The sequence below is a fragment of the Pseudomonas sp. DWRC2-2 genome, from assembly GCF_049897885.1.
Taxonomy (GTDB): domain Bacteria; phylum Pseudomonadota; class Gammaproteobacteria; order Pseudomonadales; family Pseudomonadaceae; genus Aquipseudomonas; species Aquipseudomonas azotoformans_A.
Map to the genome: position 1 here is coordinate 1,621,118 of NZ_JAFCXD010000001.1, position 24,485 is coordinate 1,645,602.

The window sequence follows — 24,485 nt, forward strand, 5'->3', positions numbered from 1 at the left end:
GGAAATTACGCTTCCAGTACGGCGAGAATCTCGTTCTCAGCCATGACCAGCAGGTCTTCGCCGTCAACTTTCACAGTGTTGCTGCCGGAGTAAGGGCCGAATACAACCTTGTCACCGACTTTAACGGCCAGAGCACGCACTTCACCGTTTTCCAGGGTTTTGCCTGGACCCGCAGCGACGATCACACCGTGGTTGGCTTTTTCAGCAGCCGAACCTGGCAGAACGATACCGCCAGCGGTTTTCTTTTCTTCTTCGCTACGACGGATTACGACGCGGTCGTGCAGAGGACGAAGCTTGCTCATTGTCGATCTCTCCTAATTGTGTTTTTCATCGGCCGGTGTCAATACCGGCGGGTTGTATTCCGGCTGAGCCGGTCGCGCCTCGCCAAGCAAGACGCGGAAGTCTGTCTGGTGTCGCCACCAGAAACCTTGCGGTGACCGTTACATAAGGGCGCATAAGCTTATTACAAGGGGCCTCGGCGTAATTTTTTTGCGTGTGCCGACGGCTCAAAGCAACACGGCACCCAGAGGTGCCGTGCCAGTGAAGCGGTTATTTGCTGTCGCGGTGTTCGAACTCGCCTTCGATCACATCGCCTTCACGCCCCAGCGGCTGGCGCGGGGCCGGACCGCCACGGGGTTGCAGGTCGTCGGCGAACGCACGCTGGCGAACCGCAGCCTCTTCGGCGCGCTGGCGCATCTTGCCGGCCAGCAGTTTGCGGGTGAACGGCAGCAACATCACCAGGCCCACCACGTCGCTGATGAAACCCGGCAGGATCAACAGGCCACCGGCCAGGGCCATCATCAGGCCTTCGAGCATGGTCTGGGCGGGCAGTTCGCCGCGATTCAGGCTTTCACGGGCACGCAGCGCCGTGGCCAGGCCGGCGACGCGCAGCACCAGGACGCCGAGCATCGAGCCGAGAATGATCAGCAACAGGGCCGGGAAAAAGCCGATCGCACTGCTGACTTGAACGAATACGAACAGCTCCAACACCGGGAACAGCAGAAAGAGCAACAAAAAAGGGCGCATCAAATGGTTCCTCAACGCAAGAATGCCTTGCCAGTCCACCTTAGATGACGTCGCCGTTTCGTGAATTCAAGCGTCAGCGGCTTCTTTTTTCGGCCAGACCTCGGCGTGAGCCAATGAAACCAGGGCTTCGCGTACTTGTGTCGGCGTGTTGCAAGACTCCGCAAACGGCAACCAATATAAGGATTGGCCTATACGCAAGTGCATGCCTTCGCTGTCGATGCCGGCCAACTGGGCAGGCTCGGACGTCGGCAGGCCGGTGAGGTCGACGTAATGGGCAATGGCCTTGGTGTGATCGCTGTTCATGTGTTCGATCATGCTGCGCTCGGCCTTGCCCGCGAACGGGTTGGCCAATGTCAGCTGGTCGACCCAATGAATCGCGCCAAAGCCGCCGATGTAACGGTGACGCACCGGCTTGAGTACCCAGAAGTCAAAATCGTGGGCCTTGTGATAGTTGGCTGAATCGGGGAAGTAGCGGTAATAACGCTCGGCAGCCGCCTCGATGGCAGCGCCCTCCTCCAGTTTTTCGGCTTCGGCCAGGTAGGTCAGGCGCCCGACGGCCTGCACGTCATCCGCCTCGCGCTCACCCACCAGCAGCGAGCACTTGGGGTCTTTCTGCAGGTTGTGAGTGTGCTGGGCAATGCGACTGATCAGGATCAGCGGGCGGCCCTGCTCATCCAGGCAATACGGCACGACCGAACCGAAGGGGAAGCCAGGCATGGCTTTGGACAGTGTGGAGAGAGCCCCACGGTATTCCTTGAGCAACAGCTCTCGGGCGTTCTTGGCAACCTGTGCGCTCAACGTATGACTCCTCGGATAATCAGCCGCCCACGGCCTATAGGGCCTATGGGAATGAATCTCAACGCAAGGTAATCATTATCGGCAAAGGTTGCCAAGCAGGTTTTGTTCGCCCGTGTTACCAGGCCACGCCGAAGCCTGCGGTGTAGCGAGTTTTGCTCAGGCTGCTGTCGGAGTCGCCGCTGATCACGTCGCGCTCGGCCTTGAGGTTGAGCGACGCCCACTCGGTGACTTTGTAGCGCAGGCCCATTTCTGCATCCAGCGAGTATTCGGCCGGGCCGCCGATAGGCTTGCCCACTTCGCCGTTGGTGAAGAACTCGACGGTCTTGCCCACCAGGTAGCGGTTGTAGTTCCACTTCATGGCCAGGGAATAGAAGTTGTCCTTGCCGCCGTCGGCGTATTCATAGTCAGTGCGGTTGACCAGCGAGCCCAGGGAGAACGCGCCGAGTTCATCGTCCCAGAACTGATAGCCGGGGCCGGTGCCGACGGTGCGTTGGCGGGACAGGTCTTCAACCTTGTCGCGCTTGTAGGTCAAGCGGCCCTGCCAGAACCAATGCTCGGTCAGGAAGCGGTCGAGGTCGTATTCCAGGGCCCAGTTGTCGGTGGTGGTGACATCATCCTGGAACTCGCGGTTGTACTCGCCCTGCCCGGTGTGACGCCATTGGCCATGGCGGGCGGTGGTCTTGAAGTCGATGTCGTAGTCGTTGGTGTCTTTGTCGGCGCGTTTATAGTCCAGCGCCATGTCCACGTTGCCTTTCCACACCAGGTCTTCGATCACCGGCTTGGGCTTGATGATCTGTTGGATGCTGGCCAAATCGACGGTCTTGGGCGCTTCACCATTGGCCAGCACCACCTTGCCATCATCCGCTGCTTTCAGCGACTTGGCCTTCTCGCCGGTGTAGGCGTCCTGCTTGACCAGCAGCTCCTGATCACTCTCCAGGGTTTTCACCTGCTTCCAGTCCACCGGGATGGCACCTGCGTAATCGGTCTGGATCAGCAGCTTGCCACCGTCGAAGACCTTGATCTTGCCGGTCAGGCGGTCACCGTTCTTCAACCAGACGGTATCGGCGAGCAAGGGCGTGGAGGCGCTGAAAACAGCGAGGCACAGCAGGGTTCTGGACAACATAAGCGGATCGGGAGCTCAAGGTTGGCGAAAAGGGGCGATTATCGTGTTAGATAGCTAGGACTGACTCAAGGATTTAAGTTGAGTTCAATTCTCATCAACACACTTACAGACCTTTCCTACAATTGTGCCGTCGGTATCAATGGATATGCCCACCGTGAATCAACCCGCTGAAACGCCACAAAGCCCCGCCGAAATGCGCCGTACCGCGCTCTACCTGACCCTGGCCCAAGTGCCCGCAGGCTGCGTGGTGAGCTACGGCGAGCTGGCCCACTTGGCGGGCCTCGGCCGTGCGGCGCGTTGGGTGGGACGCACCCTCAGCCAACTCCCCGAAGACACCAAGTTGCCCTGGCACCGCGTGCTGGGTGCCGGTGGTCGGATAAGTCTGCCGGTGGGCAGTGCCTCGGGTGACGAGCAGCGGGCGCGTTTGCGCGATGAAGGTGTCAATATCCTGAACAATCGCGTTGATATTCAGCGCCATGGCTGGCGCCCGGTAGAGCACAGCGGTTAGAGTGCGCGCTTTGTTTCCGCAAATCTGAGGCAGACTCCAGCCCATGCCCCGTAAAACCTGGCGCGCCGCGCTCGCTGCCTATGCCAGCCCCTCGACGTTAGTCCTGTTGTTGCTCGGCTTTGCCGCCGGCCTGCCTTACATGTTGGTGTTCTCGACGCTTTCAGTGTGGTTGCGTGAAGCCGGTGTGGCCCGCGAGACCATCGGCTATGCGAGCCTGATCGGTTTGGCATATGCCTTTAAATGGGTGTGGTCGCCGCTGCTCGACCAGTGGCGCCTGCCGCTGCTCGGCAAACTCGGACGCCGTCGCTCCTGGCTGGTGCTGGCCCAGTCGCTGGTAATCCTTGGATTGATCGGCATGGGTTTTTGCGACCCACAGAAACACTTGTCCTGGCTGATCGCTATCGCGGTCATCGTTGCCTTTGCGTCCGCCACCCAGGACATCGCCGTCGACGCCTACCGCCTGGAAATCGCCGACGACAGCCGCCAGGCTGCTCTGGCCGCCAGCTACATGTCCGGCTATCGCATTGCAGCCCTGCTCGCCACGGCGGGTGCGCTGTTTTTTGCCGAAGGCTTCGGCTCCACCGGTTTCAACTATAAACACTCGGCCTGGACCGGCACCTATGTGCTGTTCGGCGTCCTGATGGTCCCGGCGCTGCTGACCACGTTCTTCATGCGCGAACCGAATGTGCCACTGCGCACTCAACTGCAAGCTGGGCGCTACAGCTTCGTACACCAACTGGTCTCTGTATTTGTGCTGATCGTGTTGCTGGTGTCGGTGCCGGCGATGTTCACCCAACTGTTCAACACCGATTTCGAAAGCGTGCTGTTCCATGGCATGAGCCTGTGGGACCTGCTGATGGAAGACCGCGCGTTCCTGCGCGCCATCCTCTATATCACCCTCACTGCCCTATGCCTCTCGGCCATGGGCCGCCGTGGTCTGGCGCCGGTGCTGACGCCGGTCAACGACTTCATCCTGCGCTACCGCTGGCAGGCGTTGCTGCTGCTGGGGCTGATCGCCACGTATCGCATGTCCGACACCGTAATGGGCGTGATGGCCAACGTGTTCTACATCGACCAGGGCTTCACCAAGGACCAGATCGCCGGGGTCAGCAAGATCTTCGGCCTGATCATGACCCTGGTCGGCGCCGGCATGGGCGGCCTGCTGATCGTGCGTTTCGGCATCCTGCCGATCCTGTTCATTGGCGGCGTAGCCTCGGCCGGCACCAACCTGTTGTTCGTGATGCTCGCCGACATGGGCCCGGACCTGCAGATGCTGATCTTCACCATTTCCCTGGATAACTTCAGCTCAGGGCTGGCGACCTCGGCATTCGTGGCCTACCTTTCGAGCCTGACCAACCTGAAGTTCTCCGCCACCCAATATGCGTTGCTCAGCTCGATCATGCTGCTGTTGCCGCGCCTGATCGGTGGGTATTCGGGGGTGATGGTGGAGAAGTTTGGCTATCACAACTTCTTCCTGATCACCTGCATGCTGGGTGTGCCGACGCTGGTGCTGATTGCGCTGCATTGGTTTCAGGAGAATCGGCGGGCGAAGTTGGTTCCCCAGGCAGAAGACTGACCTGTGGGAGCGGGCTTGCTCGCGAATGCGGTGTGTCAGTCGCTGGAGATGTTGACTGATCCTACGCATTCGCGAGCAAGCCCGCTCCCACAGACCCCTCTGCATTCTGATGCCTGTACTCCAGCAGCCGGCGCCCGTACAATCCAGAGTCATTTCAAGTCCAAGCAACCGACAACGGCCTACCATGCGTACCAGTCAATATTTGCTCGCCACACAGAAAGAAACGCCTTCCGACGCGGTTGTGATCAGCCATCAGCTGATGCTGCGCGCCGGCATGATCCGCAAACTGGCCTCCGGCCTGTACACCTGGCTGCCCATGGGCTTGAAGGTGATGCGCAAGGTCGAAGCCATCGTTCGTGAAGAAATGAACGCTGCCGGCTCTCTGGAAGTGTTGATGCCGAGCACCCAACCGGCTGAACTGTGGCAGGAGTCCGGGCGCTGGGAAGAGTACGGCCCTGAGTTGCTGCGCTTCAAGGATCGTCATGGCCGCGATTTCTGCGCCGGCCCGACCCACGAAGAAGTGATCACCGACCTGATGCGCAACGAGCTGAGCAGCTACAAGCAGCTGCCGCTGAACCTGTATCAGATCCAGACCAAATTCCGTGACGAAATCCGCCCACGCTTCGGTTTGATGCGCGGCCGTGAATTCATCATGAAGGACGCGTATTCGTTCCACGCCGACCAGGCGTCGCTGCAGGTCACTTACGACCGCATGCACACCGCTTACTGCAACGTGTTCACGCGCCTGGGCTTGAAATTCCGCCCGGTTGAAGCGGACAACGGCTCCATCGGCGGCGCCGGCTCCCACGAATTCCACGTGCTGGCCGAGTCCGGCGAAGACGACATCGTATTCAGCAACGGCTCCGACTACGCGGCAAACATCGAGAAAGCCGAAGCCGTGCCACGGGAAACCTCCCGCCCAGCACCGGCTGAAGAGCTGCGCCTGGTGGACACGCCAGAGACCAAGACCATCGCGGCCCTGGTGGAAAAATTCAATCTGCCGATTGAAAAGACCATCAAGACCCTGATCGTGCGCGCCGAAGAAGAAGGCAAGCTGATTGCGCTGGTGATCCGTGGCGACCACGAACTCAACGAAATCAAGGCCGCCCAGCAACCTGGCGTGGCCAGCCCGCTGGTCATGGCTACCGACGCCGAACTGCGTGACGCCATTGGCGCTGGCGCGGGTTCCCTCGGCCCGCTGAACCTGCCGCTGCCAATCATCATCGACCGTTCAGTCGAGCTGATGAGCGACTTCGGCATCGGCGCGAACATCGACGACAAGCACTACTTTGGCGTGAACTGGGAGCGTGACCTGCCGGTTCCGACCGTGGCCGACCTGCGTAACGTCGTGGCCGGTGACCCAAGCCCGGATGGCAAGGGCACCCTGGAAATCAAGCGCGGTATCGAAGTCGGGCACATCTTCCAGCTGGGTAACAAGTACAGCCAGGCGATGAACTGCAAAGTGCTGGGCGAGAACGGCAAGCCGGTGATCCTGGAAATGGGTTGCTACGGCATTGGCGTCTCCCGCGTGGTGGCCGCTGCCATCGAGCAGAACAACGATGCGAACGGCATCATCTGGAGCGACACCCTGGCGCCGTTCCAGATCGCCCTGGTACCGCTGCGTTATGAAACCGAGCAAGTACGCGAAGCCACCGACAAACTGTATGCCGATCTGACGGCCGCCGGTTTTGAAGTGTTGCTGGATGACCGGGACAAGAAAACCAGCCCAGGCATCAAGTTCGCCGACATGGAACTGATTGGCATCCCGCACCGGATCGTGGTCAGTGACCGCGGCCTGGCCGATGGCAATCTGGAATACAAGAGCCGGACCGAAGCCGAAGCCCAACCGTTGCCGGTGGCTGACGTGCTGTCTTTCCTTCAGGCGCGTATTCGTCGCTGAAAACCAGATCAAGAGAAGTCATGTTCAAGCGAAACACCAGAGCCCTGGGGGGCGCCGCCTTGTGCGGTGCCCTGCTGGTCAGCGGCTGCGCCAACCAGATGTCGCAACGCAGTGAGCACGAGGAACGGGTCGAGCGTAAGTTGCTCGACCACAGCCTGCAGATCGATGTAGGCGAACCCAAAGTGCTGGAACTGCCGCAACGCCGGGTCCGTATTCACGAGCAGAAGACCTTTGAGGTCACCGAGTTCGAAGTCACCCGTCGTTACGACCGCTACACGCCCTACCAGCCCTGGCGCAAACTCTATGAGATGCCGTTGGGTGCCGTAGCCCTGGTGGCCGGCGCGGGCGCCAATGTGGTGAACGTCTTCGCCCTTGGCAACCTGCCGACCAGCGTGACGCGTGACTGGCTGACCTACGGCGTGGACGGTCTCAACCCGTTCATGAACGTGCAGTCCCACGGCCGTGCGCAACAGAACCTGGCGGGGATCGATGAAGTCCAGCGCGACAAGCGTGTGGAGTATTCGAGCCTGCCCTGGAGCGAACGCCCGGTGCAAGTCACCGCCGGCAAGCAGGTCCATGAGCTGACCACTGACCGCAACGGCGTATTGCGCCTGAATCTGTTGGACACCCCGTTTGCCGAGCAGGACCTGAACCGCGTCACGACCTTGAAGATCAGCGTGGAAGATGGCCAGGACGACGTACATTCGGACTCCACGCTGGCGGTCAGCAGCACCTTGCGCAACAAGTTGCTGGAAGCCCACGGCCTGATCTACGACGACCTGGAAGACGACGAAGTCAGCCAGTGGGTGCACCGCGTCAAGCGCCTGTCTGAGCTGGGCCTGGAAGAAGAAGCCAGTGAGCTGGAACAAAGCCTGATCGAACTGACCCGCAATGATCCCGAGTTGCAGCAGGAATTCCTGCAAGCGCTGACCAAGGATGCGGGGCGACTCGTCGCAGATCCTGGCGCTCGCTGAGATCTAAAGCCTGTTGAAGATCTAAATGTGGGAGCGGGCTTGCTCGCGAATACGGAGTGTCAGTCACCGCATGAGTAGGCTGAACCAACGCATTCGCGAGCAAGCCCGCTCCCACATTTGTGCTCCCGGTTTCTACCAGGAAAATTCGAGTTGTTCATTACCGCTGCTTAGGTCCAGCAACCGCACCCCAATCCCCAGCAACCGCACCGGCTTCCCGCCGCGATTGAACGCCTGCGTCAGCAGCTGTTGATAACTCTCCAGATCCCGCCCTGCCCCCGCCTGCTCCAAGGTGGTCTGGGTAAAGTCATGAAACTTCACCTTAACGAACGGCTTGCCCGCCCGATAACTGCTGTCGATGCGCGCCATGCGTCCGGCCAGGGTTTCCATCAGTTCAGGGAGCTTGGCCAGGCAACTTGAGAGGTCCGGTAAATCCACGTCGTAGGTATTTTCCACACTGATCGACTGGCGGCGACTGTCGTTCTGCACCACGCGGTCATCGATCCCACGGGCCAGGCTCCACAGCCGCTCGCCAAAACTGCCGAATTCGCGCACCAGCGCCAGCTTGTTCCACTCGCGCAACTGCAGGCAGTCTTCGATCCCCAGGCGCGCAAGCTTGTCCGCCGTGACCTTGCCCACACCGTGCAACTTGCTCACGCGCAACTGCGAGACGAAGTCTTCGACCTGGTCGGGAGTAATCACAAAGAGTCCGTTGGGCTTTTTCCAGTCGCTGGCGATCTTGGCCAGGAACTTGTTCGGCGCCACGCCGGCGGACACGGTAATGTGCAACTGGTTGGAGACACGCCGGCGAATATCCTGGGCGATGCGCGTGGCACTGCCGCCGAAATGTGGGCTGTCGGACACGTCCAGATAGGCTTCATCCAGCGACAACGGCTCGATCAGGTCGGTGTAGTCGCGAAAGATCGTCTGGATTTCCTTCGACGCTTCTTTATAAGCATCCATACGCGGCTTGACGATGGTCAGGTCCGGGCACAGCTTCAAGGCGTGACGTGACGACATGGCCGAGCGCACGCCATAGGCCCGCGCCTCGTAGTTGCAAGTGGCGATCACCCCCCGTCGGTCGGCCGAGCCACCTACCGCCAGCGGTTTTTGCGCCAGGCTCGGGTCATCGCGCATCTCGATGGCGGCGTAGAAGCAATCACAGTCGACGTGGATGATTTTGCGCTGCGTCATATAAACGGGGTGTGTACCTACGGGTGGCCAGTATCGCATTCACACCTGTATATAGCACCAGTAGTTTGATTCTTCCGCTTGAGCGGTAGGAAAAATCCCAGATAAATTTATTTTCTCAATCGAATTTGGCTTGCTGATAGAGCTGAAACCCTCGGCCAGACTGGGCTGGCGGGGTATCAAGAGGCCTTGTTGGAGAGCTAACCGATTGAACCACAAGCGCTTTTCTTCGATTCACGGGTTGACACACCCGCGTTCCTCTGTAGAATGCCGACACACAGACGCGGGATGGAGCAGTCTGGTAGCTCGTCGGGCTCATAACCCGAAGGTCGTCGGTTCAAATCCGGCTCCCGCAACCAAACATCAAAAAAGGCTACTCGAAAGAGTGGCCTTTTTTGTGCCTGCTCGTTTTTCCTTCCTGTACGAAAATTGTAAGACAAAAAATCTTTACTCGTCGCGCACTTACCGTCCTTGGTCAACGTGTAACGACAAATTCACACTTATTTGACCCATGAGCCCATTAACGGTTGACACCCCGCCGTTGGGCTGTAGAATGCCGCCCACAGACGCGGGATGGAGCAGTCTGGTAGCTCGTCGGGCTCATAACCCGAAGGTCGTCGGTTCAAATCCGGCTCCCGCAACCAAACATCAAAAAAGGCTACTCGAAAGAGTGGCCTTTTTTGTATCCGGTGAAAAAGTTCTTCTGAAACAATGGCATGGCATCTTTCATGAAACCGCTCGCGGTTTGTAGAGTCCATCTCATTGCACGCTATGCTCAATGCTCAAGCGCTACCCTCTACGACCAATGGCCGCAGTCGCCGCACCCGGTGATACGCGTTAATATTTGTAATTATTTTGTCCATAGGGATTGGTAACTTGGCTGGATACCTCCATCCTGTCGCGCACAATCCACGAGGTGATTGATGCGCGCCAACTCGTCTGAACCACAAGACACTGTCACAGCAGAACAACCGATCACACCCACCCGTTTGCGTTGGCTGGATCTGGTGAGCAAGTACCGGCAACCCATCGGGCTGGCCGTCACTCTATTGTTGTTCGCCATCGCCCTGATCGCCTGCCGCCACCTGCTGCTGGAACTGGACCTCTACGCCCTCCACGATTCGATCCTGGAAGTGCCCAAGCCCGCCCTGCTCGGCGCGTTTGCGGCGGCCGTGGCCGGTTTCGTCATTCTATTGGGCTACGAATTTTCCGGTGCGCGCTACGCGGGCGTGAACCTGCCCGCCAAAACCCTGGCCCTGGGTGGCTTTACCGCGTTTGCCATCGGCAATGCGATTGGCCTGTCGATGCTCTCCGGCGGTTCGGTGCGTTACCGTTTATATGCGCGCCATGGCATCGGGGCTTCTGAAGTCGCCCACATGACAGTGTTCGCCAGCCTGGCGCTCGGCACTGCACTGCCGCCGCTGGCTGCATTGGCGACATTGAGCAACCTGCCCGCAGCATCGACCTACCTGCATTTGCCACAGGCCGTACTGGGCGGTATTGCTGGCGCGGTGCTGTTGTTGTCGGCGGTGTTGTGCATCGGCATTTATCGCCGTCGCCTGCCGGAACAACCCTACCCGGATAACCTGTTGGTCAAAGCCGGTCGTCGTACCTTGCGCCTGCCGGGTCGCCGCCTGACCTTCCTGCAACTGATCATTACCGCGCTGGACGTGGCCGCTGCTGCCACTGTTCTTTATATGCTGCTGCCGGAAGCGCCGCCGTTTGGTCCTTTCCTGCTTGTTTACCTGTTGGCCTTGGCTGCCGGTGTACTCAGCCATGTCCCGGGCGGCGTGGGTGTATTCGAAGCGATCCTGCTGGCGGCCTTCGCCGACAAACTGGGTGCCGCGCCATTGGCCGCCGCCCTGCTGCTGTATCGCATGATCTATGTGGTGCTGCCGCTGTTGATTGCCTGCGTGTTCCTGTTGGTCAACGAAGCGCAGCGACTGTTCCAGACCCAGCAAAGCCTGCGGGTTGCCTCTGGGCTGGCCGCGCCAGTGCTGGCCGTACTGGTTTTTTTGTCCGGCGTGGTCCTGCTGTTCTCTGGCGCCACGCCCGAAATCGACTCACGCCTGGAAAACATCGGCTTCCTGATTCCCCACCGCCTGATTGACGCGTCGCACTTTGGCGCCAGCCTGATCGGCGTGCTGTGCCTGTTGCTGGCCCAGGGCCTGCGCCGACGCTTATCGGCCGCCTGGATGCTGACCATGGTGCTGCTGTTGGTCGGCGCCCTGCTCTCGCTGCTCAAGGGTTTCGACTGGGAAGAAGCCAGCCTGATGACCATGACCGCGATCCTGCTGGCGATCTTCCGACGCTCGTTTTATCGCGCCAGCCGCCTGACCGAACTGCCCTTCTCGCCGCTGTACCTGGTGGCCAGTGTCTGCGTGCTGGGCGCTTCGATCTGGCTGCTGCTGTTCGCCTATCAAGACGTGCCTTACAGCCATCAGCTGTGGTGGCAGTTCACCCTCGACGCCAACGCCCCACGCGGCCTGCGCTCGCTGCTCGGCGCAGCTGTGGTGCTGGTGATCGTGTCGCTGACCTGGCTGCTACGCACCGCGCGCCCGGTGATCCACCTGCCCACCCCCGACGAACTGGAGCGCGCCAGCAAGATCCTGATGGCCTCGTCCCAGCCCGACGGTGGCCTGGCGCTTACCGGTGACAAGGCGCTGCTGTTCCACCCCAATGATGAAGCGTTCCTGATGTATGCCCGTCGCGGCCGTAGCCTGGTAGCGTTGTACGACCCGATCGGCCCGACCCAGCCGCGGGCCGAGATGATCTGGCAGTTCCGTGACCTGTGCGACATCCACCACGCGCGCCCGGTGTTCTACCAGGTCCGCGCCGAGAACCTGCCGTACTACATGGACATCGGCCTCACCGCCATCAAGCTGGGCGAAGAAGCCCGTGTCGACCTGAAACGCTTTGACCTGGAAGCCAAGGGCAAAGAGATGAAGGACCTGCGCTACACCTGGAACCGTGGCTCGCGGGACGGCCTGTCCCTGGAGATCTGCGAACCGGGCACCGCGCCGATGGACGAGCTCAAGGTGATCTCCGATGCCTGGCTGACCGGCAAGAATGTGCGGGAAAAAGGCTTTTCCCTGGGACGCTTCAGCGACGACTACCTCAAGCACTTTCGCATTGCGATCATTCGCTTCGAAGGGCGCCCGGTGGCCTTCGCCAACCTGCTCGAGACCTACAACCACGACCTGGCCAGTCTCGACCTGATGCGCGCCCACCCGGACGCGCCCAAGCTGACCATGGAGTTCATGATGGTCGGCCTGATTCAACACTATAAGAGTCACGGCTACGCTCGCTTCAGCCTCGGCATGGTGCCGTTGTCGGGCCTGCAACCACGACGCGGCGCCCCGTTGACCCAACGTCTGGGTTCGATGGTGTTCCGCCGTGGCGAGCAACTGTATAACTTCCAAGGTTTGCGCCGCTTCAAAGACAAGTTCCAGCCTGACTGGGAACCCCGTTACATGGCCGTGCCCGCAGGACTTGATCCGCTGGTGGCACTGGCCGATACCGCCGCCCTGATCGCGGGCGGCTTGACTGGATTGGTGAAACGCTGATGATTCGACGCTCCTGGCGGTATGTATTGGCCTTTGTAGTGCTGCTCGCCCTGGTCCTGGGTGGCGGCTATTGGTACTGGAACCGCCCTGCCCCGCAGCCGACCCTGGAGCAATTGCCCCAGGCCGATGGTTCGGTGATGACCCGCGTCACCCCGAATGGCACGCCGAAAGCCCGCGTGGCCGTGGCCGTGATGGCCGCCGATGTGCTGACCGACAGTCAACTGATTGCCTTGAGCCAAGGCGGCAAGGCGCAGATCGTCCAGGTGATCCTGCCCAAGGATGACTGCAAGCTGCAGGAGCAAGCGCTGCAAAGCGCCCTGGGCCAGCTCAAGGGCCCCGCGACGCTGGTCAGCGGCATCGGCCCTGGTGCAAGCCTGGCATGGCGCTGGTTGGCCGCACAGAACGACGACAAGGCCAACGCCATCTCCGTCGGTTTCGCCATGACCCAGGAAGGTTGCAAGGACCCGCTGCCGAAAACGGCCGCCCACGGCAATTGGCTAGTGGCCTGGAACGACAACCCTGAGGATGATGCTGCCAGTTTCGTACGCGACACTCCGCGTGCCACCACCAGCATCAGCGACTACGACATTCACTACCCGCAAGAACTGAACAACGAGTTGCGCAAGCAACTGGTGGGTTCGGACAACGGCGGCCTGGCGATTCCGGTGGTTGAAGTGCCGGCCGGCCAAGCGAAAGATACCGTCACCCTGTTCCTCTCCGGTGATGGCGGCTGGCGTGACCTGGACCGCGACGTGGCGGGCGAGATGGCCAAGATCGGCTACCCGGTGGTGGGTATCGACACCCTGCGCTACTACTGGCAGCACAAGACCCCGGAACAAAGCGCCAAGGACCTCACCGAACTGATGCAGCACTACCGTCAGAAATGGGGCACCAAGCGCTTCGTATTGACCGGTTATTCGTTCGGCGCCGATGTGTTGCCGGCCATCTACAACCGTATGCCGGAAAACGAGCAGCAGCGTGTGGATGCAATCATCTTGCTGGCGTTTGCGCGCACCGGCAGCTTCGAGATTGAAGTGGAAGGCTGGCTCGGAAACGCCGGCAAGGAAGCCGCCACTGGGCCAGAAATGGCCAAGCTGCCACCTGAGAAAGTGGTGTGCATCTACGGTGCGGAAGAGGTCGACGAGAGCGGCTGCACGGATAAGACGGCCGTGGGTGAAGCGCTGAAGTTGCCAGGCGGGCATCACTTCGATGAGAACTACCCGGCGCTGGCCAAGCGGTTGGTGGATATCATCGTCAAACACCAGGCCAAAGCCGAATAGCCTCCCCCTCTGTAGTGAGCGGGCTTGCCCCGCGCTGGGCTGCGCAGCAGCCCTAAAACCAAACGCCGCATTCTGCCTGACAGAATACGGCGTTTTTATTGGGGCGGCTTCGCCACCCAGCGCGAGGCAAGCCCGCTCACCACAACAAGCCCGCTCACCATAAAAAAACCGCTGAGATTTAGCGCGGTTCGATGTGGGCAATCATCAACTGCACAGTCTCATTCCCACGAAACTCGTTCACATCCAGCTTGTACGCCAATTCCACCCAACGCACGGTCGGGTTCGGCCAGACCTCACGGTCCACCCCAAACGCAATGCCATCGAGCTTCACCGAACCGCATTCAGTCTTGAGCACCACCTTCAGGTGACGCTCACCCACCACGCGCTGCTCCACCAACTGGAATACACCGTGAAAGACCGGCTCGGGAAAGTGCTGCCCCCACGGCCCGGCATGCCGCAGCGCGCGGGCCAGTTCCAGGTGAAATTCTTCCACCGCCAGAGTGCCGTCTGACAGCAGACGACCGGTCAGGTCTTCTTCACGCAATTGGCGACGCACTTCAGCATCAAAGGCTTCGGCAAACAGCGGGAAGTTTTCTTCGGGCAACGTCAGCCCTGCCGCCATGGCGTGACCGCCGTACTTGGCGATCAGGTTGGGATGCTGGCTCGCAACCACCGCCAGCGCATCACGGATATGAAACCCCTGCACAGAGCGCCCTGAGCCCTTGAGCAGGCCATCACCGGCGTCGGCGAAGGCGATGGTCGGGCGGAAGTAACGCTCTTTCATACGCGACGCGAGAATCCCGATCACGCCTTGGTGCCATTCCGGATCAAACAGGCACAAGCCGTAAGGCATCGACTCCACCGGCAAGTCCTTGAGCTGGGCCAGGGCCTCGCGCTGCATGCCTTGCTCGATGGATTTACGGTCCTGGTTCATGCCGTCCAGTTGCGCGGCCATTTCCCGCGCCGCGGCAACGTCGGTGGTGAGCAGGCATTCGATGCCCAGGCTCATGTCATCCAGGCGACCGGCAGCGTTCAGCCGTGGCCCGAGGATAAATCCCAGGTCGGTGGAGGTGATACGCGCGGCATCGCGCTTGGCCACTTCCAGGATCGCCTTGATCCCTGGCCGCGCACGACCGGCGCGGATACGCTCCAGGCCCTGATGCACCAGGATGCGGTTGTTGGCGTCCAGGGGCACCACGTCGGCGACGCTGCCCAGGGCAACCAGGTCGAGCAATTCACCGATGTTGGGTTGAGGCTTATTCTCGTACCAGCCCAAACTGCGCAGGCGTGCGCGCAGGGCCATCAGCACATAAAAGATCACGCCGACACCGGCCAGTGCTTTGCTCGGGAATTCGCAGCCAGGCTGGTTCGGGTTGACGATGGCATCCGCCGCCGGCAATTCATCACCGGGCAAGTGGTGGTCCGTCACCAGCACCTGCAACCCCGCCGCTTTCGCCGCCGCCACGCCTTCGACGCTGGAAATGCCGTTGTCCACAGTGATCAGCAATTGCGGCTCGCGCTGCAGGGCGACTGCAACGATTTCCGGGGTCAGGCCATAGCCGTACTCGAAACGATTGGGCACCAGATAGTCGACATGGGCCGCACCGAGCAAACGCAAGCCCAAGGTGCCCACGGTACTGGCCGTGGCGCCATCGGCGTCGAAGTCACCCACGATAAGGATGCGCTGGCGCTGCTCCAACGCGGTCACCAGCAAGTCCACCGCCGCGTCGATCCCCTTGAGCTGCTGGTAGGGAATCAACCGCGCCAGGCTTTTATCCAGCTCAGCCTCGGACTGCACCCCGCGCGCGGCGTAGAGACGGGTCAACAGCGGTGGCAATTCACCGAGAAACGGCAGGACGGCGGGTAACGGGCGAGGATCGATACGCATGGGGTGACGGAGACTTCTCTTCTGATACGGAAATAAAACAGGTGACCGGCGGCGATCCAATCAACCGCGTTCGCCGACCAACCACTGCAACTGCACTTCATGCTGGCCACGGTCGTCGGTGACGAACATCGTGCCTTCGCTGATCATCACGTCCCACTTGATGACGCGGGGCATGTCCTTGGCCAGGGTCTCGAGAACTTCCTGAGGCACGGCGGCGATGTGTACGTTTTTCAGGTTATTCGCTACCGGCACGACCTTGCCTTCCCACACGCGCAAGCTGCCGTAGGCCAGCAGGCTGGTGCGCTCGGTGCGACGCGAGCACCAGGTGAGGCGATCGGCGTCGGGCTGGCCGACTTCGATCCAGTGCAGAACCCGATCATCCAGGCTTTTTTCCCACAGGGCTGGCTCGTCTACATCTGACAGTCCGCGCCCGAAAGACAGCTGCTCGTTGTACCAGAGGGCGTAGGCCAGCAGGCGCACAGTCATGCGCTCTTCCGTTTCCGACGGATGGCGGGCGATGGTCTGTTTGACACTCTCGTACACCGAGCGATCAAGGTCGGTGAGGTTGAGTTCGAATTTGTAGGTCGTGGACGGCTGGGCCATGAACGGGCTTCTAGAGACAGAGTAAGGCGGCCAGTCTAACCGATGGCGGGGTCATTCAACGAATCGTGCGCTGCATCATCCTTATCACTGGCCTGCCCGCCTATGTTAAAAGGCATCACATTACCGCTCTTGCGCAGACAAGGATCCTCATGCCGTTCAACGCCAAACCGCTTGCCGGACTGAAAGTCATCGAACTCGGCACCCTGATCGCCGGCCCGTTTGCCTCACGTATCTGCGCGGAATTCGGCGCTGAGGTGATCAAGGTCGAATCGCCCGACGGCGGCGACCCCCTGCGCAAATGGCGCAAGCTGTACGAGGGCACGTCGCTGTGGTGGTTCGTGCAGGCGCGCAACAAGCAGTCGCTGACGCTGAACCTCAAGCACCCGGACGGCCTGGCCATCCTCAAGCAGTTGCTGGCCGACGCCGACATCCTGATCGAGAATTTCCGCCCCGGCGTGCTGGAGAAACTCGGCCTGAGCTGGGAAACCCTGCACGCCCTCAACCCCAAGCTGGTGATGGTGCGCCTCTCCGGCTTTGGCCAGACCGGGCCGATGAAAGACCAACCCGGGTTTGGCGCCGTGGGCGAATCCATGGGCGGCTTGCGTTACATTACCGGCTTTGAAGACCGCCCGCCGGTCCGCACCGGTATTTCCATCGGTGACTCGATCGCCGCGTTGTGGGCGGTGATTGGTGCGTTGATGGCGCTGCGTCATCGCGAAGTCAACGGCGGCCTGGGCCAGGTGGTGGATGTGGCGCTGTACGAAGCCATCTTCGCCATGATGGAAAGCATGATCCCGGAGTTCGACGTGTTTGGCTTTATTCGCGAACGCACCGGCAACATCATGCCCGGTATTACGCCGTCCTCGATCCACACCAGCGCCGATGGCAAGCATGTGCAGATTGGCGCCAACGGCGATGCGATTTTCAAGCGCTTCATGTCCGCTATTGGCCGTGAGGATTTGGCCAACGATCCTGTACTTGCCAGCAATGACGGGCGCGATAGCCGCCGTGATGAACTGTACGGCGTGATTGATCGCTGGGTGAATTCGCTACCGCTGGATCAGGTGATAGAGATCCTGAATAAGGCCGAAGTACCCGCCAGCCGCATCTACAGCGCCGAGGACATGCTCGGCGACCCGCAATTCCTGGCCAGGGAGATGTTCCTCAAGGCCAAGTTGCCTGGCGGCAAGGACTTCAAGATGCCCGGCATCGTGCCCAAGCTGTCGGACACACCAGGCAGCTGCGAGTGGGTCGGGCCACAATTGGGTGAGCATAACAGTGTGGTGCTGGGCGGACTGGGTTACGACGCTGCCGCCATTGTGCGTTTACGCGAGGCAGGCGCGATCTGATGGTCCGCAGGCTTACTCAGCTTTGCCTGAGTGCCCTACTCGCCTGGGCCCCGATCGCCAGCGCAGAAGACACGCTGGTCTGGTTATTGCGCGACTTGCCACCACTGACCATTTTCGAAGGCCCAAGCAAAGGCCAGGGCGCGCTGGATCAGTTGCTGCCGATACTCATCGAACGCCTGCCGGAATATCGGCACCAGGTGCTGCACGTCAATCGCGCGCGGGGCATGCAAATGCTGCGTGAGCCCACGTTCACCTGTGACCCCTCATTGTTGTGGACAGCCGAACGAGCCAGGTACATCGTGTTTTCCAGCCAAGCATTTGTGGTCGCCAGCAATGGCGTCACCGTGCGGCGCAACCAGCAAGAAGCCATGGCGCCCTACATCGCGCAAGGCCAGTTTGACTTGCAGGCGTTCCTCGATGACCACAAAACCCGGGTGGGTGCCATCGCAGAGCGCAGCTACGGGCCTGTCATCGATGAACGGCTCAAGCACGCCGATGCGCACAAGCTCGCACTGCATTACGGTAACGATGCCTTGGGTAGCCTGTTGCAGATGCAGCGCCTGGGCAGGCTTGAGGCGGTATTGGGTTATTGGCCGGAAATCCGTTATCACGCGATGCAACAGGGCATCGCCTCGGACGACCTGATCTTTTACCCCATCCAAGGCTCGGCACCTTACCAACACACGCACATTGGCTGTTCGGACACGCCTCAGGGACGCCAGGCCATCGAGCGGATCAACCAGGTATTGCACGAGATCCCACAGGAGCAGGTACAGCAGTCCTACGCCTCATGGCTGGACCCGGTCATGCGCGAACAGTATCTGCGGGATAACCCAAGCTTTTTCCAGGATTCGCCGGAGCCGTGACAAATCGCGGGCAAAAAGAAACCCCGAAGCGTGGGGAGACACTTCGGGGTTAAACTTGGCCTACAAAGACCAGTACAACAAGGCACAAACACCGGAGCACAATGTTTGCTCTTGCTGTTACGAAATCTGACCGGCCACGTTGTAGGAAGTTTCCACAGTTAAACAATTCTTCATGCGGCGGTGGCGCTGCGGGTCTGAGCTGCGTTGCGCAAGGCCGCGATGACCGAGGGCTCCAGGCGCCCTTCAGCGATTTTAATGTCGCGTAGCAGACAGTCCACCACATCCACCAGCACGCGCTTGTCCATCAATTGGGCGCGGTCGACTTCACGTTCGACCACGATGGCGCCAGCAGGATTCTTCACGGTTACCAGGCACTCGTCCTGCACACCAGAGGTGGTCAGCGTAACCTGATAAGGGCTCAGTGCTTCTTCGAGCAATAGGCTGATACTTTCCATCTCGATCACCACTCAATAGTTCGGGAACAATCGTTTCAACGGGAGCTGCATCTATCCTAAGTGACTGTTTGTGACGTAGGAAAGTTCGCTTTATCGTCTTTATGGGGCCGTCAGGGGGTGACGGACTCCAGCATGCGCTTGCAACATGACAGGGAAAAAACGGCGGCACATAACTGCTAACGCAATGGGCGGCTGTTTTGGGGTTGGCCGAGGGCTGAGACCCGAAGTGAATCCTCCACTCGGTGAGCGCTGGTAATGCTGCTACGCAGATAAAAGCGCATGTCAAAAGGCCCTTATTGCGAAGGATGAAGACGATGTTGGAACACAACAGAGAACAGGCTGCGCTGGAGAAGATTCACGCTGACATTTCACGCATCTATGCCGAGCAACGCAAACTCAATACCGAAGCTCACAAGATAACCCGTGAGAACTTCTGGTATCCCATGGGTATCGTTCTGGGCATGTTCACGGCAACCGGAACCATAATGGCTATCGCGCAGAAGCTACTCTCATGAACAATCGCGCCTAGCGGGCCTGCCAGCCATAAAAAAACGCCGCTGACCCAAGGAAGGGAAAGCGGCGTTTTTGTCTGCGCGGTGCGCCTTACAACGGCTTGCCCCGGTTGCCATGCTGGCTGACAAACGCCTGCACAGCCTTCAAGTCATTGGCCAGCACAGTGCAACGCTCTTCACGCTCAAACAAATCGGTCAGGTGCACTGGCAATTCCAGCGCCTTGCCAACGCCGGCCTTCTCTACCGCTTCCGGGAATTTGACCGGGTGGGCGGTGCCCAGGATCACCATCGGGATGTCCAGGCTGCGACGGCATTCGCGGGCGGCCTTCACACCGATAGCGGTGTGCGGGTCCAGCAGCTCACCGGTCTGGGCGTAGACTTCAGCGATGGTTTCGCAGGTCTGAGCATCGTCCACAGCCAGGGAGTCGAACAGCTTGCGGGTTTCGGTCCAGCGCTCTTCGTCAACGCTGAAACCGCCACCGCTTTTGAAGGTGTCCATCAGGCCGGCAATGGCTGCGCCGTTGCGACCGTGCATGTCGAACAGCAGGCGCTCGAAGTTCGACGAGACCATGATGTCCATGGACGGCGACAGCGTGGCGTGCAGGGTTTCCTTGACGTACTGGTTGCCGCTCATGAAGCGGTGCAGGATGTCGTTGCGGTTGGTGGCGACGATCAACTGGTTGATCGGCAGACCCATGTTGCGCGCCAGGTAACCGGCGAAGATGTCGCCGAAGTTGCCGGTCGGCACCGAGAACGACACCGAACGCGCAGGGCCGCCCAACTGCAGGGACGCGTGGAAGTAGTAGACGATCTGGGCCATGATCCGCGCCCAGTTGATCGAGTTCACCGCTACGAGGCGCGTGCCTTTCAGGAAGCTCTGGTCAGCGAAGCTGTTCTTGACCATTTCCTGGCAGTCATCGAAGTTGCCTTCGATGGCGATGTTGTGGATGTTCTCACCAAAGATGGTGGTCATCTGGCGACGCTGCACTTCCGATACGCGCTTGTGCGGGTGCAGGATGAAGATGTCCACGTTTTCGCAGTGCTTGCACCCTTCGATGGCGGCGGAACCGGTGTCACCGGAGGTGGCGCCGATGATCACCACGCGCTCGCCGCGCTTCTCCAGCACGTAATCGAGCAGGCGACCCAGCAGTTGCAGGGCGAAATCCTTGAACGCCAGGGTTGGGCCGTGGAACAGTTCCAGTACCCATTCGTTACCGTTCAGTTGGCGCAGCGGTGCGATGGCGTTGTGGGAAAATACGCCATAGGTTTCTTCCAGAATCTTCTTGAAATCCGCATCCGGAATGCTGCCCGTGACGAACGGGCGCATCACGCGGAACGCCAGCTCGTGGTACGGCAGGCCGGCCCACGAGGCGATTTCTTCCTGGGTAAAACGTGGCAGGTTTTCCGGCACGTACAGGCCGCCGTCAGTGGCAAGGCCTGCCAGTAAAACGTCTTCGAAATTCAGGGCCGGTGCCTGGCCGCGGGTGCTGATATAACGCATGACTGGCTCCTCTAGAGCATTCTTGGACAAGGGCCGCCGAACCTGCGGGGCCCTTGCAGCAAAACCATTAGTTCAGGTGTTCGACGCGAATCCGCACCACCGGGCCGACCACGCCTTGCAGGGCTTCCAGGGCAGCGATGGCATCATTGATGTGCTGTTCGAGCACGCGGTGAGTCAGCAGGATCATCGGCACCTGGCCGTTTTGCTCCTCGACTTCCTTCTGCATGATCGACTCGATGTTGATACCACGCTCCGACAGGATGCTGGCAACCTGGGCCAACACGCCCGGATGGTCCTGGGCCTGGATGCGCAGGTAGTAGGCACTTTCGCAGGCTTCGATCGGCAGGATCGGGTGCGCCGACAGCGAATCCGGCTGGAAGGCCAGGTGCGGCACGCGGTTTTCCGGGTCGCTGGTCATGGCGCGGACCACGTCCACCAGGTCGGCGATCACCGACGAGGCGGTCGGCTCCATGCCGGCGCCGGCGCCGTAGAACAGGGTCGAACCCGCCGCATCACCGTTGACCATCACGGCGTTCATCACGCCATTGACGTTGGCGATCAGGCGGTCGGCCGGGATCAGCGTCGGGTGTACACGCAACTCGATACCGGCCGGTGTGCTACGCGCCACGCCCAGGTGCTTGATGCGATAGCCCAAGGCTTCGGCGTAGTTCACGTCGGCAGTGGTCAGCTTGGTGATGCCTTCGGTGTAGGCCTTGTCGAACTGCAGCGGAATACCAAAGGCAATGGAGGCCAGGATGGTCAGCTTGTGCGCCGCATCGATGCCTTCCACGTCGAAGGTCGGGTCGGCTTCGGCGTAACCCAGGGCCTGGGCTTCGGCCAGCACGTCTTCAAAGGTACGGCCCTTCTCGCGCATTTCGGTGAGGATGAAGTTACCGGTGCCGTTGATGATACCGGCCACCCAGTTGATGCGGTTAGCGGACAGGCCTTCACGGATCGCCTTGATTACCGGGATGCCACCGGCCACGGCGGCTTCGAACGCGACAATCACACCCTTCTCACGCGCCTTGGCAAAGATCTCGTTGCCGTGCACGGCGATCAGCGCCTTGTTGGCAGTGACCACGTGCTTGCCGTTCTCGATGGCCTTGAGCACCAGCTCACGGGCCACGGTGTAACCGCCGACCAGCTCGATGACGATATCGATTTCAGGGTTGGTGGCAACGGCGAAGACATCGTTGGTAATCGCAATACCGGTCGTTTCGAACTGAGGCTTTGGCGAACGCGTGGCAATTTGCGCCACTTCAATCCCGCGACCTGCACGGCGGGAAATTTCCTCAGCGTTACGCTGAAGTACGTTAAAGGTGCCGCCACCGACGGTCCCCAACCCACAGATGCCTACTTTGACCGGTTTCACTGAAGAACTCCCCATGAAACGGCCGACGCTAGGTCGGCCGTGGAAAACAGCCGCACGACTGCGGCTTGCAATTAACGACCCGCCGACGTGTCAGCGAGCCTTGATCGTCGACGTTTCGACGATAACGATTTATTTGGCACTGAGCGCCAGTTTGGCAACTTGTGGTGCCGGCTGGTAGCCCGGAATCACTTGGCCGTCAGCCAAAACGATGGCCGGTGTACCGTTCACGCCGATGGACTGCCCCAGGGCGAACTGCTTGGAAACCGGGTTGGCACATTTGGCCGCCTTGATTTCCTTGCCATCGACCATCTTGTCCATGGCGGCTTTCTTGTCGGCCGAGCACCACACCGCTTGCAGCTGCTCGTCACCCGGCGAACCCAGGCCCTGGCGCGGGAACGCCACGTAGCGGACTTCCACGCCCAGCTTGTTCAACGCCGGCACTTCGGCGTGCAGCTTGTGACAGTACGGGCAGGTGGTGTCGGTGAACACGGTGATGTGGGTCTTGGTCTCGCCGATGGCCGGGTAAACCACGGTTTCCGCTACCGGGATGCCGTTGATCAGCTTGGACACGCCCAGGCGCTCGGCTTTCTCGGTGAGGTTGACCGGCTTGCCGTCCTTCAACTGGAACAGGTAGCCCTGGACGATGTACTGGCCGTCGGCACTGGCGTACAACACGCGGCTGCCCTTGAGCTTGACTTCATACAGGCCGGCCATCGGGCTGGCGCTGATGCTTTCGATCGGGGTATCGAGTTGCAGGTTGGCCAGGCTTTTGCGAATGGTCTGCTCGGCAGCGTCATCGGCAAACGCAAAGGTGGAAACCAACGCAATGGCTGCGGCGGCAATAATCTGGGTCAAGCGCATGGGAACTCCTGAAGGCAGATGCAGGGACGGGAGCAGTAGCGCCGATGTGAAAACTCGGGCATGGGCCGTCCCCTTTGCTAACCGGCAAAGCCTACCACAGTTGGGCCGCAGGGCAGCCCGTGGCGGGATAAATTGGCGGTTTTCAGCCGCGTGGGTGGTGCTTGGCGTGCATATCCTGCAAACGGGCTCGGGCAACGTGGGTGTAGATCTGGGTTGTGGATAAGTCGCTGTGGCCGAGCAGCATCTGCACCACGCGCAAATCCGCACCGTGGTTGAGCAGATGCGTGGCGAAGGCATGACGCAAGGTGTGCGGCGACAGGGTCTTGCCGATCCCCGCAACCTTCGCCTGGTGCTTGATGCGATGCCAGAAGGTCTGCCGGGTCATCTGCTCGCCGCGCAGGCTGGGAAACAATACGTCGCTGGGCCGTCCGCCCAGCAGCTCACTGCGCGCATCACGCATATAGCGCTCGACCCACACAATCGCCTCCTCGCCCATGGGCACCAGCCTTTCCTTGCTGCCCTTACCCATTACCCGCAGCACGCCCTGGCGCAGGTTAACTTGCTCCAGGGTCAGGCTGATCAACTCGGTCACCCGCAGGCCACAGGCGTATAGAACCTCCAGCATGGCGCGGTCGCGTTGGCCGATGGCTTCGCTGAGGTCGGGGGCGGCCAGTAAGGCCTCCACGTCAGTTTCTGACAGAGACTTAGGAAGAGGCCTACCTAATTGCGGCATGTCGACTTGTAGAGTCGGATCCACCGCTATCAACTTTTCACGCAACAGATAGCGATAAAAGCCACGCACTCCGGAGAGAAATCTCGCCGTGGAACGTGGCTTGTAGTTTTGCTCAAGGCGCCAGGCCAGGTGGTCGAGAATCAGCTCGCGCCCAGCATTGATCAGCTCGAGGTTTTTCTCCTGCAGCCAACCGTTGAACAGGGCCAGGTCACTGCGGTAGGCCTGGCGTGTATTGTCCGACAGGCCTTTTTCCAGCCAGAGGGCGTCGAGAAAACGGTCGATAAGCAGGTGATCAATGGCAGGCATGGGCACTCAAGCGACGCGGCACGGGGCTTTGCGGCAATTAATTAGTGAACTGTGATTAGGGTCACTAGTCTTTCATAGCCCGCTATTTCAAGGAACAGGA

General features: G+C 60.2%; 21 protein-coding genes and 2 tRNA genes. 11 read left to right on the forward strand and 12 right to left on the reverse strand.

All coding sequences use genetic code 11. The features are described from left to right. Positions 1 to 5: 5 nt before the first annotated feature. The 4 genes from ACP7EW_RS07955 to ACP7EW_RS07970 all read right to left on the reverse strand — a co-directional run bounded on the left by ACP7EW_RS07955 (position 6) and on the right by ACP7EW_RS07970 (position 2,947). Positions 6 to 302, reverse strand: a complete 297-nt coding sequence (locus tag ACP7EW_RS07955; protein WP_016975516.1) for a co-chaperone GroES — start codon at positions 300 to 302, stop codon at positions 6 to 8. A gap of 247 nt (positions 303 to 549) precedes the next feature. Continuing rightward, positions 550 to 1,026 (reverse strand): FxsA family protein, encoded by a 477-nt coding sequence (locus tag ACP7EW_RS07960; protein WP_038848696.1) that lies wholly within the window; start codon positions 1,024 to 1,026, stop codon positions 550 to 552. A gap of 66 nt (positions 1,027 to 1,092) precedes the next feature. Continuing rightward, positions 1,093 to 1,824 (reverse strand): HugZ family protein, encoded by a 732-nt coding sequence (locus tag ACP7EW_RS07965; RefSeq protein ID WP_269131912.1) that lies wholly within the window; start codon positions 1,822 to 1,824, stop codon positions 1,093 to 1,095. A gap of 115 nt (positions 1,825 to 1,939) precedes the next feature. Continuing rightward, positions 1,940 to 2,947 carry a DUF481 domain-containing protein gene (locus ACP7EW_RS07970; protein WP_426216275.1) on the reverse strand — a complete coding sequence of 336 codons (1,008 nt, stop codon included), beginning with the start codon at positions 2,945 to 2,947 and terminating at the stop codon, positions 1,940 to 1,942. 145 nt (positions 2,948 to 3,092) lie between these two features. On the opposite strand from ACP7EW_RS07970, the gene ACP7EW_RS07975 reads away from it, so the two are divergent. The 4 genes from ACP7EW_RS07975 (at position 3,093) to ACP7EW_RS07990 (ending at position 7,905) form a co-directional block, all read left to right on the forward strand. Continuing rightward, positions 3,093 to 3,455 carry an MGMT family protein gene (locus ACP7EW_RS07975; RefSeq protein ID WP_177073944.1) on the forward strand — a complete coding sequence of 121 codons (363 nt, stop codon included), beginning with the start codon at positions 3,093 to 3,095 and terminating at the stop codon, positions 3,453 to 3,455. 43 nt (positions 3,456 to 3,498) lie between these two features. Beyond that, the gene (locus ACP7EW_RS07980) at positions 3,499 to 5,031 is read left to right on the forward strand and encodes an AmpG family muropeptide MFS transporter (RefSeq protein WP_426216277.1); all 1,533 of its coding nucleotides are present in this window, start codon (positions 3,499 to 3,501) and stop codon (positions 5,029 to 5,031) included. A 184-nt stretch (positions 5,032 to 5,215) separates the two neighbouring features. Then, complete coding sequence (locus ACP7EW_RS07985; protein WP_016975522.1) at positions 5,216 to 6,931, forward strand: proline--tRNA ligase; 1,716 nt, start codon at positions 5,216 to 5,218, stop codon at positions 6,929 to 6,931. A gap of 20 nt (positions 6,932 to 6,951) precedes the next feature. Continuing rightward, positions 6,952 to 7,905 (forward strand): hypothetical protein, encoded by a 954-nt coding sequence (locus ACP7EW_RS07990; protein ID WP_426216279.1) that lies wholly within the window; start codon positions 6,952 to 6,954, stop codon positions 7,903 to 7,905. 132 nt (positions 7,906 to 8,037) lie between these two features. Here ACP7EW_RS07990 and dinB read toward each other — a convergent pair whose 3' ends face one another. After that, entirely contained in the window at positions 8,038 to 9,096 is a 1,059-nt protein-coding gene (dinB, locus tag ACP7EW_RS07995; RefSeq protein WP_314533891.1) for a DNA polymerase IV, read from the reverse strand. Between the two features lie 279 nt (positions 9,097 to 9,375). Between dinB and ACP7EW_RS08000 the strand changes: the two genes are divergently transcribed. The 4 genes from ACP7EW_RS08000 to ACP7EW_RS08015 all read left to right on the forward strand — a co-directional run bounded on the left by ACP7EW_RS08000 (position 9,376) and on the right by ACP7EW_RS08015 (position 13,939). Beyond that, positions 9,376 to 9,452, forward strand: a tRNA-Met gene (locus tag ACP7EW_RS08000). A gap of 208 nt (positions 9,453 to 9,660) precedes the next feature. Continuing rightward, a tRNA-Met gene (locus ACP7EW_RS08005) sits at positions 9,661 to 9,737 on the forward strand. Positions 9,738 to 10,016: 279 nt separating this feature from the next. Beyond that, complete coding sequence (mprF, locus tag ACP7EW_RS08010) at positions 10,017 to 12,659, forward strand: bifunctional lysylphosphatidylglycerol flippase/synthetase MprF (protein WP_028617801.1); 2,643 nt, start codon at positions 10,017 to 10,019, stop codon at positions 12,657 to 12,659. Beyond that, positions 12,659 to 13,939 carry a virulence factor family protein gene (locus ACP7EW_RS08015; RefSeq protein ID WP_426216282.1) on the forward strand — a complete coding sequence of 427 codons (1,281 nt, stop codon included), beginning with the start codon at positions 12,659 to 12,661 and terminating at the stop codon, positions 13,937 to 13,939. The genes mprF and ACP7EW_RS08015 overlap by 1 nt, the downstream gene beginning before the upstream one ends. A 178-nt stretch (positions 13,940 to 14,117) precedes the next feature. Here ACP7EW_RS08015 and recJ read toward each other — a convergent pair whose 3' ends face one another. After that, complete coding sequence (gene recJ, locus ACP7EW_RS08020) at positions 14,118 to 15,827, reverse strand: single-stranded-DNA-specific exonuclease RecJ (RefSeq protein WP_177073939.1); 1,710 nt, start codon at positions 15,825 to 15,827, stop codon at positions 14,118 to 14,120. A 60-nt stretch (positions 15,828 to 15,887) separates the two neighbouring features. Next, positions 15,888 to 16,430, reverse strand: a complete 543-nt coding sequence (locus tag ACP7EW_RS08025) for a YaeQ family protein (protein WP_016977727.1) — start codon at positions 16,428 to 16,430, stop codon at positions 15,888 to 15,890. A 149-nt stretch (positions 16,431 to 16,579) separates the two neighbouring features. Here ACP7EW_RS08025 and ACP7EW_RS08030 point away from each other — a divergent pair, with 149 nt between their 5' ends. After that, positions 16,580 to 17,779, forward strand: a complete 1,200-nt coding sequence (locus ACP7EW_RS08030; protein ID WP_426216284.1) for a CaiB/BaiF CoA transferase family protein — start codon at positions 16,580 to 16,582, stop codon at positions 17,777 to 17,779. Then, complete coding sequence (locus tag ACP7EW_RS08035; RefSeq protein WP_426216286.1) at positions 17,779 to 18,645, forward strand: TIGR02285 family protein; 867 nt, start codon at positions 17,779 to 17,781, stop codon at positions 18,643 to 18,645. The genes ACP7EW_RS08030 and ACP7EW_RS08035 overlap by 1 nt, the downstream gene beginning before the upstream one ends. 170 nt (positions 18,646 to 18,815) lie before the next feature. Here the strand turns inward: ACP7EW_RS08035 and ACP7EW_RS08040 are convergent, their stop codons facing one another. Next, the gene (locus tag ACP7EW_RS08040) at positions 18,816 to 19,100 is read right to left on the reverse strand and encodes a DUF3509 domain-containing protein (protein ID WP_033898579.1); all 285 of its coding nucleotides are present in this window, start codon (positions 19,098 to 19,100) and stop codon (positions 18,816 to 18,818) included. Between the two features lie 314 nt (positions 19,101 to 19,414). On the opposite strand from ACP7EW_RS08040, the gene ACP7EW_RS08045 reads away from it, so the two are divergent. Then, positions 19,415 to 19,615: a hypothetical protein gene (locus ACP7EW_RS08045; RefSeq protein WP_426216288.1), complete on the forward strand. Its 201-nt coding sequence runs from the start codon at positions 19,415 to 19,417 to the stop codon at positions 19,613 to 19,615. 88 nt (positions 19,616 to 19,703) lie between these two features. Here ACP7EW_RS08045 and thrC read toward each other — a convergent pair whose 3' ends face one another. The 4 genes from thrC to xerD form a co-directional block, all read right to left on the reverse strand. Beyond that, entirely contained in the window at positions 19,704 to 21,113 is a 1,410-nt protein-coding gene (thrC, locus tag ACP7EW_RS08050) for a threonine synthase (RefSeq protein WP_033898581.1), read from the reverse strand. Between the two features lie 67 nt (positions 21,114 to 21,180). Continuing rightward, positions 21,181 to 22,485 (reverse strand): homoserine dehydrogenase, encoded by a 1,305-nt coding sequence (locus ACP7EW_RS08055; RefSeq protein WP_010207988.1) that lies wholly within the window; start codon positions 22,483 to 22,485, stop codon positions 21,181 to 21,183. Positions 22,486 to 22,614: 129 nt separating this feature from the next. Next, positions 22,615 to 23,346: a thioredoxin fold domain-containing protein gene (locus ACP7EW_RS08060; RefSeq protein WP_010207987.1), complete on the reverse strand. Its 732-nt coding sequence runs from the start codon at positions 23,344 to 23,346 to the stop codon at positions 22,615 to 22,617. Between the two features lie 142 nt (positions 23,347 to 23,488). Further along, positions 23,489 to 24,385 carry a site-specific tyrosine recombinase XerD gene (gene xerD / locus ACP7EW_RS08065; protein ID WP_016977717.1) on the reverse strand — a complete coding sequence of 299 codons (897 nt, stop codon included), beginning with the start codon at positions 24,383 to 24,385 and terminating at the stop codon, positions 23,489 to 23,491. Positions 24,386 to 24,485: the final 100 nt, after the last annotated feature.

Excerpts from the sequence above, each read along its gene's own strand:
- ACP7EW_RS07955 (WP_016975516.1), bottom strand. The coding sequence starts at position 302 with ATGAGCAAGCTTCGTCCTCTGCACGACCGCGTCGTAATCCGTCGTAGC.
- ACP7EW_RS07960 (WP_038848696.1), bottom strand. The coding sequence starts at position 1,026 with ATGCGCCCTTTTTTGTTGCTCTTTCTGCTGTTCCCGGTGTTGGAGCTG.
- ACP7EW_RS07970 (WP_426216275.1), bottom strand. The coding sequence starts at position 2,947 with ATGTTGTCCAGAACCCTGCTGTGCCTCGCTGTTTTCAGCGCCTCCACG.
- ACP7EW_RS07975 (WP_177073944.1), top strand. The coding sequence starts at position 3,093 with ATGCCCACCGTGAATCAACCCGCTGAAACGCCACAAAGCCCCGCCGAA.
- ACP7EW_RS07980 (WP_426216277.1), top strand. The coding sequence starts at position 3,499 with ATGCCCCGTAAAACCTGGCGCGCCGCGCTCGCTGCCTATGCCAGCCCC.
- ACP7EW_RS07985 (WP_016975522.1), top strand. The coding sequence starts at position 5,216 with ATGCGTACCAGTCAATATTTGCTCGCCACACAGAAAGAAACGCCTTCC.
- ACP7EW_RS07990 (WP_426216279.1), top strand. The coding sequence starts at position 6,952 with ATGTTCAAGCGAAACACCAGAGCCCTGGGGGGCGCCGCCTTGTGCGGT.
- dinB (WP_314533891.1), bottom strand. The coding sequence starts at position 9,096 with ATGACGCAGCGCAAAATCATCCACGTCGACTGTGATTGCTTCTACGCC.
- mprF (WP_028617801.1), top strand. The coding sequence starts at position 10,017 with ATGCGCGCCAACTCGTCTGAACCACAAGACACTGTCACAGCAGAACAA.
- ACP7EW_RS08015 (WP_426216282.1), top strand. The coding sequence starts at position 12,659 with ATGATTCGACGCTCCTGGCGGTATGTATTGGCCTTTGTAGTGCTGCTC.
- recJ (WP_177073939.1), bottom strand. The coding sequence starts at position 15,827 with ATGCGTATCGATCCTCGCCCGTTACCCGCCGTCCTGCCGTTTCTCGGT.
- ACP7EW_RS08025 (WP_016977727.1), bottom strand. The coding sequence starts at position 16,430 with ATGGCCCAGCCGTCCACGACCTACAAATTCGAACTCAACCTCACCGAC.
- ACP7EW_RS08030 (WP_426216284.1), top strand. The coding sequence starts at position 16,580 with ATGCCGTTCAACGCCAAACCGCTTGCCGGACTGAAAGTCATCGAACTC.
- ACP7EW_RS08035 (WP_426216286.1), top strand. The coding sequence starts at position 17,779 with ATGGTCCGCAGGCTTACTCAGCTTTGCCTGAGTGCCCTACTCGCCTGG.
- ACP7EW_RS08040 (WP_033898579.1), bottom strand. The coding sequence starts at position 19,100 with ATGGAAAGTATCAGCCTATTGCTCGAAGAAGCACTGAGCCCTTATCAG.
- ACP7EW_RS08045 (WP_426216288.1), top strand. The coding sequence starts at position 19,415 with ATGTTGGAACACAACAGAGAACAGGCTGCGCTGGAGAAGATTCACGCT.
- thrC (WP_033898581.1), bottom strand. The coding sequence starts at position 21,113 with ATGCGTTATATCAGCACCCGCGGCCAGGCACCGGCCCTGAATTTCGAA.
- ACP7EW_RS08060 (WP_010207987.1), bottom strand. The coding sequence starts at position 23,346 with ATGCGCTTGACCCAGATTATTGCCGCCGCAGCCATTGCGTTGGTTTCC.
- xerD (WP_016977717.1), bottom strand. The coding sequence starts at position 24,385 with ATGCCTGCCATTGATCACCTGCTTATCGACCGTTTTCTCGACGCCCTC.